The sequence below is a fragment of the Nocardia wallacei genome (assembly GCF_029869545.1).
Taxonomy (GTDB): Bacteria; Actinomycetota; Actinomycetes; order Mycobacteriales; family Mycobacteriaceae; genus Nocardia; species Nocardia wallacei_A.
On the sequence record NZ_JARWQD010000015.1, the window covers coordinates 1 to 16,855 of the forward strand.

15 protein-coding genes and 1 pseudogene are annotated in these 16,855 nt (G+C 69.8%); 14 read left to right on the forward strand and 2 right to left on the reverse strand.

Translation table 11 applies throughout. The annotated features are described in order from the left end of the window. The 3 genes and pseudogenes from QH290_RS00340 to QH290_RS00350 all read left to right on the forward strand — a co-directional run. A pseudogene (locus QH290_RS00340) lies at positions 1-1,332 on the forward strand (hypothetical protein); the annotation flags it as partial. 64 nt (positions 1,333-1,396) lie between these two features. Then, positions 1,397-3,181, forward strand: a complete 1,785-nt coding sequence (locus QH290_RS00345) for a P-loop NTPase family protein (protein WP_280267519.1) — start codon at positions 1,397-1,399, stop codon at positions 3,179-3,181. 85 nt (positions 3,182-3,266) lie between these two features. Next, on the forward strand, positions 3,267-3,536 hold the full coding sequence (locus tag QH290_RS00350; RefSeq protein ID WP_280267518.1) for a hypothetical protein: 270 nt from the start codon (positions 3,267-3,269) through the stop codon (positions 3,534-3,536). On the opposite strand, the gene QH290_RS00355 is transcribed toward QH290_RS00350, so the two are convergent. Beyond that, positions 3,515-5,557, reverse strand: coding sequence for a glycoside hydrolase family 15 protein (locus tag QH290_RS00355; protein WP_280381644.1), 2,043 nt, complete (start codon positions 5,555-5,557; stop codon positions 3,515-3,517). The genes QH290_RS00350 and QH290_RS00355 overlap by 22 nt on opposite strands. A 100-nt stretch (positions 5,558-5,657) precedes the next feature. Here QH290_RS00355 and QH290_RS00360 point away from each other — a divergent pair, with 100 nt between their 5' ends. After that, the gene (locus QH290_RS00360) at positions 5,658-5,894 is read left to right on the forward strand and encodes a hypothetical protein (protein WP_280267516.1); all 237 of its coding nucleotides are present in this window, start codon (positions 5,658-5,660) and stop codon (positions 5,892-5,894) included. A 93-nt stretch (positions 5,895-5,987) separates the two neighbouring features. Beyond that, the gene (locus QH290_RS00365) at positions 5,988-6,251 is read left to right on the forward strand and encodes a hypothetical protein (RefSeq protein WP_280267515.1); all 264 of its coding nucleotides are present in this window, start codon (positions 5,988-5,990) and stop codon (positions 6,249-6,251) included. Between the two features lie 9 nt (positions 6,252-6,260). Here QH290_RS00365 and QH290_RS00370 read toward each other — a convergent pair whose 3' ends face one another. Continuing rightward, entirely contained in the window at positions 6,261-7,295 is a 1,035-nt protein-coding gene (locus tag QH290_RS00370) for a M48 family metallopeptidase (RefSeq protein WP_280267514.1), read from the reverse strand. A 65-nt stretch (positions 7,296-7,360) separates the two neighbouring features. Between QH290_RS00370 and QH290_RS37870 the strand changes: the two genes are divergently transcribed. The 9 genes from QH290_RS37870 to QH290_RS00410 all read left to right on the forward strand — a co-directional run bounded on the left by QH290_RS37870 (position 7,361) and on the right by QH290_RS00410 (position 16,681). Continuing rightward, positions 7,361-7,450 (forward strand): Ms4533A family Cys-rich leader peptide, encoded by a 90-nt coding sequence (locus QH290_RS37870; protein ID WP_324192512.1) that lies wholly within the window; start codon positions 7,361-7,363, stop codon positions 7,448-7,450. Between the two features lie 194 nt (positions 7,451-7,644). Beyond that, positions 7,645-8,673 carry a sulfate ABC transporter substrate-binding protein gene (locus tag QH290_RS00375; protein ID WP_280267513.1) on the forward strand — a complete coding sequence of 343 codons (1,029 nt, stop codon included), beginning with the start codon at positions 7,645-7,647 and terminating at the stop codon, positions 8,671-8,673. After that, entirely contained in the window at positions 8,670-9,533 is an 864-nt protein-coding gene (gene cysT / locus QH290_RS00380; RefSeq protein WP_425301797.1) for a sulfate ABC transporter permease subunit CysT, read from the forward strand. Before QH290_RS00375 ends, cysT begins: the two co-directional genes overlap by 4 nt. Then, on the forward strand, positions 9,530-10,339 hold the full coding sequence (cysW, locus tag QH290_RS00385; protein ID WP_280267512.1) for a sulfate ABC transporter permease subunit CysW: 810 nt from the start codon (positions 9,530-9,532) through the stop codon (positions 10,337-10,339). The genes cysT and cysW overlap by 4 nt, the downstream gene beginning before the upstream one ends. After that, positions 10,336-11,331, forward strand: coding sequence for a sulfate/molybdate ABC transporter ATP-binding protein (locus tag QH290_RS00390; protein ID WP_280267511.1), 996 nt, complete (start codon positions 10,336-10,338; stop codon positions 11,329-11,331). Before cysW ends, QH290_RS00390 begins: the two co-directional genes overlap by 4 nt. Positions 11,332-11,775: 444 nt before the next feature. Next, positions 11,776-12,405, forward strand: coding sequence for a hypothetical protein (locus QH290_RS00395; protein WP_280381645.1), 630 nt, complete (start codon positions 11,776-11,778; stop codon positions 12,403-12,405). 263 nt (positions 12,406-12,668) lie between these two features. Then, positions 12,669-13,835 carry an Hsp70 family protein gene (locus tag QH290_RS00400; protein WP_280381646.1) on the forward strand — a complete coding sequence of 389 codons (1,167 nt, stop codon included), beginning with the start codon at positions 12,669-12,671 and terminating at the stop codon, positions 13,833-13,835. Between the two features lie 241 nt (positions 13,836-14,076). Further along, a complete protein-coding gene (locus QH290_RS00405; protein WP_280267521.1) occupies positions 14,077-15,081 on the forward strand; it encodes an AurF N-oxygenase family protein in 1,005 nt (334 codons plus the stop codon). Between the two features lie 16 nt (positions 15,082-15,097). Beyond that, complete coding sequence (locus QH290_RS00410; RefSeq protein ID WP_280381647.1) at positions 15,098-16,681, forward strand: FAD-dependent oxidoreductase; 1,584 nt, start codon at positions 15,098-15,100, stop codon at positions 16,679-16,681. Positions 16,682-16,855 lie beyond the last annotated feature (174 nt).

The window sequence follows — 16,855 nt, forward strand, 5'->3', positions numbered from 1 at the left end:
GCGGGCGGCCCCCCCGCCCGGGCGGCGGGGCGGGGCGCGCCCGCGGCGGCCCCCCCCCCCCGGCCCCCCGCCCGGCCCCCCGGGGCCGCGCCCCCGCCCCCGCGGCCCGCGCCCGCGCCGCTGGCGGTTGCCGCACCGATCGCCGCTCCCGCCCCGGTGGCCGCCGCGGCTCCGATCGCGGCTCCCGCCCCGGCATCGAATATCGCTGTCGTGCAACCGATTGCGGCCGCGCCCGCCCCCGTACCCCCGCCGGTCCCGGCCGCGATGATCCCGCAGCCGGTCGCCGCGACCCCGATGCAGACCACCAATGAACCGGACGCGGCCTGGAATCCGATCGCCAATGTGCTGAACGTCCATCCCGGCCTGTCCCCGCTCATCGCGCCCGGTGGCGCGGTGCCCTCGCTGTTCGACGGCCTCGGACACGATCCGAGCGGCGGGCACGGGGGAGCGGGTGCGGGCGACCCGGGATCCGGCACGGTGCCGACCTCGACCGCCCCGTCGCCGACCGGCACGCCCGGCCCGTCCAGCTCCCCGCCCACCACTCCGTCCTCCGGCGTCACGACGCCGTCGCACAGCGCCGATCCGAGCAAGCCGGGGCTGCCGACCGTCGGTCCGGGGAAGTCGACCACGGTCGCGCCCACCACCGAGCCGGGCACCACCCGGCCGGACGTGACGAAACCCGAAACCACGCGGCCCGAGACCACCAAGCCGGGCACGTCCACCCACCCGGGCGGGGCCCAGGACACCGACGATGCCTCGGTGACGCCCACGGTGACCCGCCCGCGTGATACCGATCAGCCGGGTGGCGCGCACCGCCCGACCGGCTCCGATACGGCCGGACCGAGCGTCACCACGCCGACCGACGGCGGGCCGACGACGCACGACCTGCCGACGACCCACGACGCGCCGAGTTCGGTGCCCACCCGCGACCTGCCCTCGCACGAACCGTCCGCGTCCGCGCCGACTACCATGCCCAGCCATGCCTCGACGGTCCCCAGCATCAGCAGGCCGGTGCAGCCGGATCCCGGCGATCCGGACGGCGGCGCCTCCACCCCGCCGCAGTTCACGCCGCCGCAGCACACCCAGCAGCACACTCCGGTGAAGCCGCCGACCACCGCGGATTCCTCGCCCGGTGTGAATCCGGTGAAACCGATTGCGTACGAAGCGGATTCGCACGCGTACCACCCGGCGACCCACGACACCGCCACGCACAGCACCCCGCTGTGGCACGCGGGCCTCACCGCCGACGGCGGCGCCCTGTCCGATCCGCTGCTGCCGGGCGCGCCCACCCCCGACCTCCATCACCCCGTCGACCACCACATCATGCTGTGAGCGAGCGCAGCGAGGGGACCATACCCTCGGTCATGCCGGAGTCGAGCGCCAGCGAGGCGGAGGTATGACCGCAGTGGACTCCGCCGCCGCCAAGCATCCGGATGCGATGGCGCCACTGCTCGGGTTGCTCGACGAGCTGCTCGAGCAGACCCGTGCCGCCGGTCGCGCGGATCTGTCTGCCCGCCTGGGCATGTCGCGGGCGCGGGTGGCCGATCCCCGGGTGCGCCTGGTCGTGGTCGGCGAGCCCAAGAACGGGATGAGCACCCTGGTCAACGGCCTGGTCGGGACGGTGGTCAGCCCGACCGACAGCCCGGTCAGCGTGCCCGCGATCGCCGAGTACGGCCCGCGGCCGACGGCCACCCTGGTCCGCGCCATCGGCGGCGGCCGCACCGAACGCCAGGCCGTCGACCCGCTGAACCCGGCTCCGGCCCTGGCCGCCGAGGGCGTGATCCGCGCCGAGTTCACCGAGCCCAGCCCGCTGCTGGCCGAGGGCTTCGTGGTCATGGACGCGCCCGGAGCGCCCGCCGACACCCCCACCACGTGGTCGCTGATCGCCGCCGCCGACGCCGTGCTGTACGTGGCCGCCGCCGGGTCCGAGTACACGCCCGAGCAGATCGCGCTGCTGCAGCGCATCCAGCAGGTGTGCCCCACGGTGGTGTGCGTGCTCAACAAGATCGACAGATTCCCGAACTGGGCGCGCGTGCAGCAGCGCAACCGGGATCTGCTCGACGCCGCGGGCCTCGGCTTCGCCGTCGCGCCGGTCTCGGCGGCCTTGCATCTGCGCTCCGCCGGTGACGAGCGCCGCGACCTGGAATCCGGTGTGCCGCAACTGATCGAGCACCTGCGCGACTACGTGCTGGCCCGCGCCGACGCGGTGGCGCGCGAGGCGGCGGTGCGCGATATCCGCACCATCACCGATCATCTGGCGATGGCGTTGCGGACCGAGGCCGAGACGCTGCGCGATCCCCGCCGCCGCAGCGAACTCACCGAGCAGCTGCGCAAGGCCCGCGCCGACGCCGACGAGCTGCGGCAGCGCTCGGCGAACTGGCAGGTCACCCTCGCCGACGGCTGCTCGGAGCTGATGGCCGATATCGAGCACGACCTGCGGCACCGGCTGCGCACCCTGATCCGCGAGGCCGAAACCGAGATCGGCACGCGCGATCCGGCCCGCCGCTGGGACGAATTCGGCGCCGACCTGGACGCGCGCATCTGTGAGGCGGTGGAGGAGAACTTCGTCATCGCCCACTACCGCTCGATCGAGCTGGCCGAGCAGGTGTCGGAGAAGTTCCCGCACACCGAGTGGGATGTGCCGCTGCCCGATATGCGGCTGGAGAATCCGGGCGAGGTGCTCGAACCGGTCGCCTCGCTGGAACCGCTCGGCAGCGCGAAGGTCAGCGTCGTCCAATCGGTGCTGAACGCCATGCGCGGCTCCTACGGTGGCCTGCTGATGGTCGGCGTGCTCACCCAGCTGCTGAATATGCCGCTGGTGAACTGGTATTCGGGCGCGGCCGCGGGCCTGCTGGGCGTGCAGGCGGTGTGGGAGGACCGCAAGATGCGGCGCGACCGGCGGCAGGCCGAGGCGAAGGTGGCCGTCGGGAGGCTGATGGACGATGTGATCTTCCAGGTCAGCAAGGAGTCGCGGTTCCGCCTGCGCAACGTGCAGCGCACCCTGCGCGACCATTTCACCGAGATCGCCAACCAGACTCTGCGCTCGGTCGACGAATCGCTGCGCGCCGCCGAGGAGGCCGCCGCCGTGCACTCCCCGCAGAGCCGCGACCGCCGCCTCACCGAGATCGAGAAGGCGCTGGTCCGCCTGCGCGACGTCCGCGAACGCGCCGACGCCGCATAGCCCGTCGTCCGTGCGATCCGGTGCCGATGTGCGACCGGTGCGGTAAGTTCCCGGCGGAACGTATTGTTCGATGAGGGAGTTCGCCGTGCGTACCACACTGCTGGCCGGAGTACCGGCCGCCCTGCTGCTGGCATCGGGATTATCGGTGCTGGCCGCCCCGGCCGCGGAGGCCGCGCCCGCCTACCTGTGCACCGCCAAGAATCACGCCGGTGAGGATCTGCAGCCGGTCACCGTGCAGGCCCAGCACGGCGAGTTCCAGGCCCGCAAGCGGGCGCGCCCGGAGTGGTTCGGCCAGGCCGACTTCGAGACCATCCGGTGCGCCCCGACGGGAGGCTACATTCCGCCGGAGCGGTGAGCCGGGTGGAATTCGCCCGCCCGCACCGATTCCTCGGCCCGGATCACGTGCATCACCGCATTGATCAACGCCAGATGAGTGAAGGCCTGCGGGAAGTTGCCCAGGTGCCGGCCTGAGCGCGGGTCGATCTCCTCGGCGTAGAGCTTGAGCGGGCTGGAGTAGCCGAGCAGCCGCTCCAGCAGGTGCCGGGCGCGCTGCACCTCGCCGATCTCCACCAGCGCCGATACCAGCCAGAACGAGCAGATGGTGAAGGTCCCCTCGACGCCGGACAGGCCGTCGTCGGTGGATTCGGTGCGGTAGCGCAGCACCAGCCCCTGCTCGGTGAGATCGTCGGCGATGGCCAGTACCGTCTTGCGCACGCGGGGGTCGTTCGGCGGCAGGAACCGCAGCAGCGGCACCAGCAGCAGCGAGGCGTCCAGGGTGTTCCCGCCGTAGGTCTGGGTGAAGACGCCGTCGGCGTTGACGCCGTTGTCGAGGATGTCGGCGCGGATCTCGTCGGCGATGTCGTGCCACTTGCGCGCGTAGTCGTATTCGCCGTGCATCTCGGCCAGTTTCGCGCCGCGGTCCAGCGCCACCCAGCACATCACCTTCGAGGAGGTGAAGTGCTGCGGTTCGCCGCGCACCTCCCACAGGCTGCGGTCCGGATCGCGCCAGTGCTCGATGGCGGCCTGCACCTGCTTCTCCAGGATCGGCCACAGCGATTCGGGCACCTGCTGGCGCGATCGCACGTGCAGGTAGACCGAATCCAGGATGGTGCCCCAGATGTCGTGCTGGTCCTGCTGATAGGCGTCGTTGCCGACGCGGACCGGCTGCGCGCCGTCGTAGCCGTGCAGATGCCCGAGTTCGTACTCCTCGATCCGGCGTTCGCCGCCGATGCCGTAGAGCACCTGCAGCGGTACCGTCTCGCCGTCGTCGCACTTGGCGACGTCGTAGAGGAAGGCGAAGAAATCGTCGGCCTCGCGGTTGAGCCCGAGCGTGTACAGGCCCCACAGGGCGAAGGTCGAATCCCGCACCCAGCTGTAGCGGTAGTCCCAGTTGCGTTCTCCGCCAGGGGTTTCCGGTAGTGAGGTGGTGGCCGCGGCGAGCAGCGCGCCGGTCGGGGCGTAGGTCAGGCCCTTGAGGGTGAGCGCGCTGCGCTGCAGATAGCCGCGCCACTCGTGGTCCGGGAACTTCCCGAGCGTGATCCACTGCCGCCAGTACTCGGTGGTGGCCCACATCTTCTGCGCGGCCTCGGCGAAGGTGCGCGGCGGCGGCAGCGGCGACCAGGACAGCGCCACGAACACCTCGTCGCCCTCCTGCATGCGCGTGCGCGCCTGCGCGGAGCGGCCCTCCAGCCCGAGCCGCATATCGGTGGTGAGGGTCAGCGTCGGGCCGTCCGGCCGGTCCGGACAGCTCGCGGTCGCCTGCTCGTAGACCTGGCCGGTGTAGTCCCAGTCGGCCACGCCGCGGTGGTAGTCGAAGGAGGGCTCGCAGGTCATCTCGAGTTCCACCACGCCGTTAACGCATTTCACGGTGCGCAGCAGGATGTGCTCGGCGTCCCAGTCGCGCGGGGTGCGGCGGTAGGTGCCGCTGCGCTTGTCGTTGTTGTGCCACGGGCCCAGCACCAGCGCATCGCGCACGATCACCCAGCCGGTCTCGGTCTGCCAGGTGGTTTCCACGATCATGCCGCCGGGCAGGTAGCGGCGGGCGGCGGGCACGTTCACCCCGTACGGGCCGAGGCGGAAGTGCCCGGCGCTGCGGTCCAGCATCGCGCCGAAGACGCTGGGGGAGTCCGGCCGGGGCACGCACATCCACTCCACCGCGCCGTTGCGGGCGATCAGGCAGTTGGTCTCGCAGTCGGACAGAAACGCGTAGTCGTCGATCGGCGGATAGGCCGATCGGTGCGTCGTCCCCGCCGCGGTCGGCAGGTACCCGGCCGCCAGCGCCGCATCCGGCACGTCCTCGAGCGCGTCCCGCGGCACCGGCGGATCGCTCGGCCCCATCCCGGGCACATCGGAGATCGGTTCATCGTACGACGACATACAGCCATCATCGGCCCATGCGCCGACGACGTCCACAGCACTCGGGCCGGGGAGGGGGACGGCCGCACCACGCGGGAGCGACGGCGTCTACGCTGGATTCGTGCAACGCATTGCTGGTTGGTGGGACGGCTTCGAACTGTGGGTCGCCGGCCTGCCGTTCGTTCCGCAGTTTCTCGTGGTGTTGATCGGGGCGCTCCCGGTCAGCCTGGCCATCGCGTACCTGCTGGATCGGGGCCTGCGCCTGGTGCTGCGGCTGCTGGGCCGGGACCGGGCGACCGAGGCCGATTCCGAGCCCGCGGCGGCGTCGGCGCGCTCGCTGCACAAAGAGGCGGCGTAGGTGCCCCGCTCTCGCGTGCAGCTCGCTCTGGTCGCGCTGCTGGTGCTGGTGATCGTCGCCTGGCTGTTGACCCGCTGAGGTACTGTGCACCGCATGCCAACCGATGAGGAATTCGCGGAGATCGCGCAGATGCTGGACTCCGACGAGCTCGATGAGGGACCGCGCCTGCTCTCCACCCACTACGCCTCCCCGGAGGAGGCCGTCGAGATGGTGCGGGCCGCGCAGGTCCTCGGCCTGGGCGTGCGGCTGCACAATCAGCTGCGGGTCGAGGAGACCAACGAGGAGGGCGAGGAGTCGGCCACCGAGGAGTGGATCATCGACCTGCTCGAGAGCCCGCCCGAGGTCGAGGACGAGTAGTCCCGCGCCTCACAGTCCCAACCGTTTTCCCAGTTTCGACACGGTCTGACCCACTTCTTGTCCCACGGTGCTCACCGCGGCCCCGACATCCCGGCCGAGGTTGCGCACCGTGCGGACGAGCGGATCCTCCGAGGCGTCGAAATTCTCCCGATAGCTGCGGGCCGCCTCGCGAATCTCGTCGCTGATCCTGGTGTTCCGGTCGTGCTCACGCAGCGGATACTGCCCGTCGAGGATGCGGTCGTAATCCCCGGTGACGATCCAGCGCCGCAGCTCCGCGGCCCGCAGCACCGAGAACGGATGCGTCCGCAGCTCCAGATTGAGCAGCTTCAGCACGCCGTCGCGCAGGTCGCCGGTGCGGTCGTAGTCGTCGGCCTGCTGCAGGAACGCCGCGTGGTTCATCTCCTGCACCATGGCCCCGCCCGCGAGCTTCATGTGCACCCGCACCGACGCGTCCACGTCCTGTCCGCACAGCAGTCCGGCCCGGTCGCCGGACAGCTCCGACTTGCGGCTCCACTCCATCAGCGCCGCCACGATGGCGCGCAGCGCCCAGCCGCCCACCGGCATCCAGCCGATCCCGGACGCCAGCCGCAGCAGATGCAGGAGCATGGTGCGGTAGACGGCGTGCCCGGACAGCGCGTGGCCCAGCTCGTGGCCGATGGTGAAGCGCAGCTCCTCGGTGTCCAGCAATTCGATCAGGCCCGTGGTGAGCACGATGAACGGCTCGTCCATGCCGATGGTGAGGGCGTTCGCGGAGGGGTCCTGCAGCACGAACATCTCGGGCGTGACCGGCGCGTCCAGGATCCGCACGGCGTCGGCCCGCAGCTCGTGCAGCGTCTTGAACTGGCGTTCGTCCACCCGCACCGCGGTCGCCAGGTACAGCAGCCGGTGCTGGCGCTCGCGCAGCAGGCCCGACAGCGTGCGCAGGACCGTGTCGAAACCCGTGAACGAGCGCATCGCGACGAGTGCGGTGCGGTCGGCCGGATGCTCCCAGGCGCGGCTGCTGATGCCGGGAAAACTGCGACGAATGCGGTCCGGACTGGTCATTTGGTTCCCCCGGTCTGTTTTCGGATGATTAGCGGGTTGTCATTCTGCTCTGCTACAGTCTGCCCGTGTCGTCGAGTGTTGTGCCGCAGGTCCGCCATGAATTGGCGTTGATCGCAGTCGGCTGCCTCGTGGTCGCAGACATTCACTGTCGCTGAGCGCGCGCGGTCACGCTCGCGCGGGTCCGGCTCACCTAGACTGGCCGAGGCACCTTTCACGAGCGTTTCCGTATGAGCGGCCCCCTGGGCCAGTCGTTCGCCGAAAACCGTTGTCGGGCAAGGCGTGGCGGCACGATCGGAATTTCACCGGCGGCACCGTCAGCGGGCCGCCGGCAGAGGAAGGGTTCATCCGAATGTCTCGCAGCCCCCGGCTCGCCGTCGCCGCGCTGGTCGCGCTCGCGGCGGTCGTGCTCAGTGCCTGCAGCGGCGGCGCCAGCGATATCCCCGGCACCGGCTCGGGCGGCGGCAAGGGCGGCACGCTGACGCTGTACGCCTACGCCACCCCGAAGCCGGGATTCGACAAGGTGGTCCCCGCGTTCACCAAGACCTCCGCCGGGTCGGGCGTGCAGGTGCAGCAGTCCTACGGCGCCTCGGGCGATCAGTCCCGCAAGGTGAAGGACGGCGCGCAGGCCGACGTCGTCAACTTCTCCGTCGAACCCGATATCACCCGCCTGGTCGACGCCGGACTGGTCGATGCCGACTGGAACGCCGACGCCAACAAGGGCATCCCGTTCGGTTCGGTGGTCGTGATCGTGACCCGCAAGGGCAATCCCAAGGGCATCAAGACCTGGGACGACCTGCTGAAGCCGGGCGTCGAGGTGGTCACCCCGAACCCGTTCAGCTCCGGTTCGGCGAAGTGGAATCTGCTGGCCCCCTACGCGGCCGAGAGCGACGGCGGCAAGAACCCGCAGGCCGGGCTCGATTACCTGAGCAAGCTGGTCACCCCGGAGCATGTGAAGGTGCAGCCGAAATCGGGCCGCGAGGCGACCGAGACCTTCCTGCAGGGCACCGGCGACGTGCTGCTCAGCTACGAGAACGAGGCGATCTTCTCGCAGCGCCAGGGCGATCCGATCGAATACTCCGTCCCGTCGGCGACATTCAAGATCGAGAATCCGATGGCCGTGCTGAAGACCAGCCGGAACATCGATAAGGCCGTGGCGTTCAAGGACTTCCAGTACACCCCCTCCGGCCAGCGGGCCTGGGCGCAGGCCGGGTTCCGGCCGGTGGACCCGGAGGTCGCCGCCGAGTTCACCAACGACTTCCCGCAGCCGCAGCGGCTGTGGGCGATCGCGGATCTGGGCGGCTGGAAACAGGTCGACAAGGAGCTGTTCGCCCCCGGCTCCGGCAGCATCGCGGCCATCTACGACAAGGCGACCAAGTGAGCGAGACCAGTACCGCTTCTCCGACACCGGCCGGATACAACAGCGGCCTGCGATCCTGGCTGCGGGTGACCGGCTCGGTCGGCCCGCTCGGCATCGCGACCGCGGTGCTGTGGCTGAGCATCATCGTGCTGCTCCCGCTGGCCGCGCTGACCGTCCACTCCTTCGACGACGGCTGGTCCGGGTTCTGGGATGCGATCACCGCGCCCGCGGCGCTGGACGCCCTGCGCGTCACGGTCGCGGTGTCGGTGGTGGTGGCGCTGCTCAATGTGGTGATGGGCACGCTCATCGCCTGGGTGCTGGTGCGCGACGACTTCCCCGGCAAGGGCATCGTGAACGCGCTGATCGATCTGCCGTTCGCACTGCCCACCATCGTGGCCAGCATCGTCATGCTCTCGCTGTACGGCCCGCAGAGCCCGATCGACGTGCACCTCAACGCCACCCAGCCCGGCCTGGTGGTGGCGCTGGCGTTCGTGACGCTGCCGTTCGTGGTGCGCTCGGTGCAGCCGGTGCTGATCGAGGCCGACCGGGATGTCGAGCAGGCCGCGATCTCGCTCGGCGCCGACAACTGGACGACATTCCGGCGCATCGTGCTGCCCGCGCTGACGCCCGCGATCATCTCCGGCGGCGGGCTCGCCTTCGCCCGCGCCATCGGCGAATTCGGGTCGGTGGTGCTGATCGGCGGCAACATCCCCGGCAAGACCCAGGTGGCCTCGCAGTACATCCAGCAGCAGATCGAGGTCGACCGCCCGGTGAACGCGGCCGCGGTGTCGGTTGCGCTGCTGGTCATTTCGTTCGTGACATTGTTGCTGCTGCGGGTGTTCTCCGACCGCAGCGCCCGCAAGGAACAGGCGACGCGATGAGACTGTCCGCCCTCACCCGGCTTTCGCTGCGCACCGTCGCGCTGCTGTATCTGCTCGGCCTGCTGGTGGCCCCGCTGGTCATCATCCTGTGGCGCAGCTTCGAGAACGGCATCGGCCAGTTCATCGACTGGATCTCCACGCCCGCGGCCATTTCCGCGTTCAACGTCTCGATGATCATCGTGCTGATCGTGGTGCCGCTGAACGTCGTGTTCGGCATCGTGACCGCCATCGCCCTGGTGCGCGGAAACTTCCCCGGCCGCACCCTGATTCAGGGCGTGGTGGATCTGCCGTTCGCGGTATCGCCCGTGGTGGTGGGTGTTTCGCTGATCCTGCTGTGGGGCGTCGGCGGCTGGTTCGGCGGCGTCGAGAATCTCGGCTTCCGGGTGATCTTCGGCTTGCCCGGCATGGTGATCGCCACCGTCTTCGTGACGCTGCCCTATGTGGTGCGCGAGGTGGAGCCGGTGCTGCACGAGATCGGCGACGACCAGGAGCAGGCCGCCACGACGCTGGGCGCCTCACGCTGGCAGACGTTCTGGCGGATCACGCTGCCTGCCATCCGCTGGGGCCTGACGTACGGCGTCGTGCTCACCGTGGCCCGGTCGCTGGGCGAATTCGGCGCGGTGATCATGGTGGCGACCGGCCTGCCCGGCGGCGGGCAGACGCTGACGCTGCTGGTCAACGCGCGATACATGAACGACCGCAACATCTTCGGTGCCTACTCCGCGGCGACGCTGCTGATGGGCATGGCACTGGTCACCCTTCTCCTCATGACCGTTCTGGAACGTAAGCGGGGCACTGCGAAATGATCACCGTGACCAATGCGAACAAGCGCTACGGCAGCTTCGCGGCGCTCGACGACGTCAGCATCGACATCCCCTCCGGGGAGCTGACCGCGCTGCTCGGGCCGTCCGGTTCCGGCAAGTCCACGCTGCTGCGCTCGATCGCGGGCCTGGAGTCGCTGGATTCCGGGGTGGTCACCATCGCCGGGCGCGATGTCACCCGGGTGCCGCCGCAGAAGCGCGATATCGGCTTCGTCTTCCAGCACTACGCGGCGTTCAAGCACATGACCGTGCGCGACAACGTGGCGTTCGGGCTGAAGATCCGCAAGCGGCCCAAGAGCGAGATCGGCAAGCGGGTCGACGAACTGCTCGGCATCGTCGGGCTCGACGGCTTCCAGCACCGCTATCCGGCGCAGCTGTCCGGTGGTCAGCGCCAGCGCATGGCCCTGGCGCGGGCGCTGGCCGTGGACCCGCAGGTGCTGCTGCTCGACGAGCCGTTCGGCGCCCTGGACGCCAAGGTCCGCCAGGACCTGCGCAAGTGGCTGCGGCGGCTGCACGAGGAGGTGCACGTGACCACCGTGCTGGTCACCCACGACCAGGAGGAGGCCCTCGATGTGGCCGACCGGATCGCGGTCATGAACGCCGGGCGCATCGAGCAGGTCGGCAGCCCCGAGGACGTCTACGACCGCCCGGCCAACGATTTCGTCATGTCGTTCCTGGGCGCGGTGGCGAAATTGAACGGGCACCTGGTGCGCCCGCACGACATCCGCATCGGCCGCGATCCGAGCATGGCGATGGCCGAGCACGAGGGCACCGCGGAATCGGCCGGAGTCACCCGCGCGACCGTCGAGCGCATCGTGCGCCTGGGTTTCGAAGTGCGCCTGGAATTGCGCAATGCGGCGACCGGAGATCTGTTCACCGCCCAGGTCACCCGCGGCGATGCCGAGGCATTGCGACTTGCCGACGGGGAGACGGTGTTCGCGCGGGCGACGCGAATTCCCGACCTGCCGGTGAGCTGATTCGCCGCCATCCCGGCGCACGGCCTTATCATTCCGGCGCGGCCCGCCATTCCGGCGCACGGACCCATCATTCCGGCACGGTCCGCCATTACGATGCACGGCCCTCATTCCGGCACCGCCAGCCCTCCAGCGCGCGGACCCATCATTCCGACCCCCCGCCCTCCGGCGCGCGGCCTTATCATTCCGGCGCGCTTTTGGCCGGAACACGACACGCCGACGGGAAATGGCGTTTCACATCCGGAATATGTGATCCCATAGTTCGCATGCGAAACGAGTAATTCCGCTGTGGATCGGAACGTGAGCTCGTGGATCGCGCCCGTGCGCGATCGCATTATCGCCCGGATGTGAATTCTTCCCGGGTAGTCCCTGTAATCACCGTCGCTGCCGCAGGTGATCGTGCGGCCGGGGTGGGGGAGCGGCGGCTGCACAGAATCGCCCAATTCCATGCCCATACCCAGAATATCGCTGGCCGTGGTGGCCGTCTGCGGTGCGCTCGCGGTAATCAGCGGAACCACGGATACGGGACCGGATCATATGGTCGCCGAGGAACCGGAACTCGCCCGAATATATGCCGAGCCGAAATCCCTCGACCCGGTCGTGCTGCCCGCACCACCACGCGACTCCTACCGCAGCCCCGCGCCCGAGGAACTGCGACCGCGCGAGGTCGTCGGGGCGCAGCGGCGATTCACGCCCGCCCCGCATCAATGGGACCACGCGCGGCTGATCGTGGCGGCGGCGCGCGAGCGCGGACTGCCGGTCTACGCGGCGGTGATCGCCCTGGCCACCGCGCTGCAGGAATCGCTGCTGGAAAATCTCACCGTGCCCGTCGACAACGATTCGGTGGGCCTGTTCCAGCAGCGGCCGTCGACGGGCTGGGGCGCCCCGGAGCAATTGACGGACCCGGTGTACGCCGCCGGCGCCTTCCTCGAGGCCCTGGTCGTCCGCGCCCCGGATTTCCGGGACCTGCCGCTGTGGCAGTCGGCCCAGGCCACCCAGGCATCGGCCTTCCCCGAGGCCTACGCGCAGTGGGAGGAACAGGCGGCCGAGATGGTCCGCGAAATCCTCGCCGAGTGAGGGACTCGTGCCCTTTGCCGGAATCTGGCAAATCGGTACCGGTCGGTGGTCGACTTGGTGTGGCTCCCAGTGTCTCGGCGGTTGTCCTGGGCGACTGCGCAGGTAGTTGCCGGTCGGTCGACCGAGATGCCTAGCCCGGCTCACAACCGGCGCTCGGCGGACAATCGCGTGTCCGGTGGTTGGCAATCTTTCAGCACAGTGGTTGCCTGAGTCCGGGTCGGATCACGGTTCGGTAAACGGCTCGTCGATCGAGGGTGGACGTGATGACGGTTGGGCTCGGAGTCAGTATCGGCACGGTCAACACGGTGTGCGCCGTGGCGCAGGGCAGCGGCGGCAGGCACGGGCCGGGGCACCGGTCCGCGGTGCGGCGGCCGGGCGGCCCACCCGCCACGTGGCGCACCACCCTCACCTTCGACAGCACCGGCACCGCGCGCGTCGGCCGCATCCCCAAACACGGCCGCGCCATCACCGACTTCGCCGATCTCACCGAACGCTCGGCGCCGACGGCCCGGGTCGGCCATCGCGCCCTGTCGCCCGCCGACCTGGTGGCGACCGTCGCCGCGAGCGTGCTGGAGGACGTGCTCGGCGCGCCCCCGGCGCCGGACCACGGCATCACCGTCACGCACCCGGTCGGCTATCCGGTGCACCGCATGGTCGAGCTGCGCGAGGCGCTCGACGCGGTCGGCCTGCAACAGGCCGCGCTGGCCGCCGAGCCGGTCGCGGCCACGGCCTGGCTGGAGGAGGCGTGCGGCCCGCTGCTGCCCGGCCTGGCCCTGGTGTACGACCTGGGCGGCTCGGGGCTGCGGGTCACGCTGGTGCGGGTGGGCGCGGGCTGTCCCAGCGATCCGGTCGTCGGGGAATCGTTGCGCTCCACCGATTTCGGCGGCCGCGCGTTCGGCGCCTATATGGCCCGCAGCGCCAACTGGCGCTCGGCAGACACCCCGCACGTGGCCACCGACGCGGTGATCACCGAACTGCGCACCGCCCACGTGCGCAAATCGCTCGAGGTGGTCTACCGGTGCCTGCGCGTCGCCGACGTCACCATGGCCGACGTGGACCGTGTGCTGGTGATCGGCGGCGCGGCCCGGCCGCCGGAGGTGGCGGCGGTCCTCGCGTCCGCGCTCGCCCGCCCCGTGATCGTGGCGCCCGACCCGGAGCGCACCGTCGCGGAGGGTGCCGCCATCCTGGCCCGGCGGGCGGCCGAGGCGGAGCTCGGCACGGCGGGGCACCGCCGCGGCCGATGGACCTTGGGGCAGATCCGTCTCGCCACACCGGGTATCGGCGGGCGCGGCCGCCGGCTGAGCCGCGCGGCGGTGACGGCCGCGCTGGTCGGTGCCGGTGCGCTGTTCGGCGCCACCGCGGTCGCCGGTGACGCGGCGAGCGTCGCGGCGGTGACGCCGGAGGCGTGCATGGTGCATCTGTATCGGTGACGTTCGGTGGCCGTCACAGCGACGGCCCCGGTCATTCTGTGCCGGGGGACAACGTGAGGCGGAACACGTTACTCGGTGGTAATCGTCCGGTGATGCGACTCTGAACTGGGGTGATGCCCCGCGCTGCCGCCGCTTCGGTGAACAGGTGTGCACTGGGACCCGGGGTCCTATTGACCATCGCGCGCGTTGGTGTAACCATGGGACACAGTTACCCGTGCGATATGGAGAGGCTGTGACGACGATGTCCGTTGCCGCAACCAACGACCTCGATCCGGTGGTCGAAGAGGCTCAGCAGTACGCGCAGAAGCTGATGCTGCTCTCCGAGGGATCGGTGAACAAGCACTTCGATCCCTACGAGGACATCGACTGGGAAAACCCCGACTTCGACCCGGAGACCAAGCCGGAGCGCTGGATCCTGCCCGTTTCCGCGGACCCGCTCGGCCGCCACCCGTGGTACCAGGCGTTGCCGAAGGAACAGCAGATCGCGATCGGCAAGTACCGCCAGGCCAATGTCGCCAAGGCCGGACTGCAGTTCGAGTCGATCCTCATCGTCGGCATGCAGCAGTACATCTTCTCGCTGGCCAACGGCTCGCCGGAGTTCCGGTACTGCTCCCACGAGATGATCGAGGAGCACAACCACACCCTGATGTTCCAGGAGATGGTGAACCGCATCGGCATCGATGTGCCCGGCATGGGCCCGATCACCCGGCAGTTCCGTCACCTGGCCTCGCCGGTGGCCGCCATGTTCCCGAACCTGTTCTTCATGGCCGTGCTCGCCGGCGAGGAGCCGATCGACCACATCCAGAAGCAGATCCTGCGCTCGGGCGAAGAGGTGCACCCGATCATGCGCGGCGTGATGGCGATCCACGTGGCCGAGGAGGCCCGCCACATCTCCTTCGCGCACGAATTCCTCAAGCTGCACGTTCCGGAGAAGAACGCGGGCAGCCGGTTCGTCCTGTCGCTCGCGATGCCGATCGTGATGTGGATCCTCGGCCGCTCCATCGCGACGCCGCCGCGGTCGTTCTTCAAGGAGTTCGACATCCCCGAGTCGGTGCGCAAGGAGCTGTTCTACGGGTCCAAGGAGGCCAAGCAGACCTTCTCCGACTACTACGTCGACGTGCGCGCGCTGGCCAAGGAGATCGGGATGATGAACCCGGTGTCCAAGGCGCTGTGGAAGGCGCTGCGCATCGACGGCCGGTCCAGCCGCTACCGTTCGGAGCCGATCCGCTCCGGCGCGGCCGGCTGAGCGGGTAGGTCGTACAGTGCCGTACGTCGTCACCCAATCCTGTTGCAGCGACGCCTCGTGCGTGTATGCCTGCCCGGTCAACTGCATCCATCCCACCCCGGATGAGCCGGACTTCCTCACGGCGGAGATGCTCTACGTCGATCCGCAGGCGTGCGTGGACTGTGGCGCGTGTGCCTCGGCCTGCCCGGTGGACGCGATCACCTCGTCGAAGAAGCTCACCGACGAGCAGAAGCCGTTCATCGAGATCAATGCCGACTTCTACCGGCAGACCCGGCCGCGGGCCATGCTGGCCAAGCCGATTCCGGCCGCGGCGGTCGAGCCCGGCCGGGGCGCGCTGCGGGTGGCGATCGTCGGGTCCGGCCCCTCGGCGATGTACGCCGCCGACGAGCTGCTGACGCAGCCGAATGTCTCGGTGACCGTCTTCGACCGGCTGCCGGTGCCCTACGGGCTGGCCCGCCACGGCGTGGCGCCCGACCACACCCGCACGCGGCAGGTCAGTCGGTTGTTCGACGTGATCTCGGCGCAGCCGGGCTTCGGGTCCTATCTGAATGTGGCTGTGGGCGAGCATATTTCGCACGCCGAACTGCTCGAGCACTATCATGCGGTGATCTACGCGGTGGGCGCCTCGTCCGATCGCAAGCTCGGCATCCCCGGCGAGGGACTGCCCGGCAACGTCTCCGCCACCGAGTTCGTGGCGTGGTACAACGGGCATCCCGATCACGCCGGGCGGGAGTTCGATCTGTCGCAGCGGCGCGCGGTGATCGTCGGCAACGGCAATGTCGCGCTCGATGTCGCCCGGATTCTCACCGTCGATCCGCGGACGCTGTCGGGGACCGAGGTGTCGCCGGTGGCCCTGGAGGCGTTGCGGCACAGCAAGATCGAGGAAGTCGTGATCGTCGGCCGGCGTGGCCCGGCCGAATCCGCCTTCACCGTGCCGGAATTCGTGGGCCTGCTGGGCGCGGATGTCGACATCGTGGTGGAAGGCGACGTGCCGGAACCGGTTGCCGGGATGCCCCAGAAGGTCGAGCAGAAACTGCGCCTGCTGCGCAGCGTGGCCGATCGGCCGGTGGGGGCGCGCAAGCGGATCGTGTTCCGCTATCTGTCGTCGCCGACCGCGCTCGTGGGCACGGACCGGGTCGGCGGGATCGAGCTGGAGCGCAACGAGCTTCGGACCGACGACAACGGCATCGTGCGTGCGTCGGGGACCGGCGAGACCGAGACCCTCGATGCGGGTCTGGTGCTGACCTCCGTCGGGTACCGGGGAGTGGCGCTGCCCGATCTGCCGTTCGACGAGAAGGCGGGCGTGATCCCGAATCTCGACGGCCGCGTCCTGTCGGCGCCGGGCGGCGCGACGGTCCCCGCGACCTACGTGACCGGCTGGATCAAGCGCGGCCCGACCGGCTTCATCGGCACCAACAAGTCCTGCGCGCAGCAGACGGTCCGTCAGCTGGTCGACGACTTCAACGCGGGCCGCCTGCGCGAACCAGCCCGCGACGCCGCCGATTTCGACCACCTGGTCACCGCTCGCCGCCCCGCGGCCATCCGCGGCGGCGGCACCGCCCAGCCATGGTGGAAGCGGAAGCTTCTGGCCCGCGCCTGACCGTACTTCGCTCCCTTTCTGGCCCGCCCCTGACCCGTACTCGCTCCCCCTGCAGGACCCCGCCCCCCGCCGGGCCAGGGCGGGGGGGGGGCGTTTTGTTGTAGGTTGTGGGCGCCCCCCTTTGGGCCACAGTTTTTTAACCCCCCAAATAAGGTGGTGGGGGGTTATATAGCG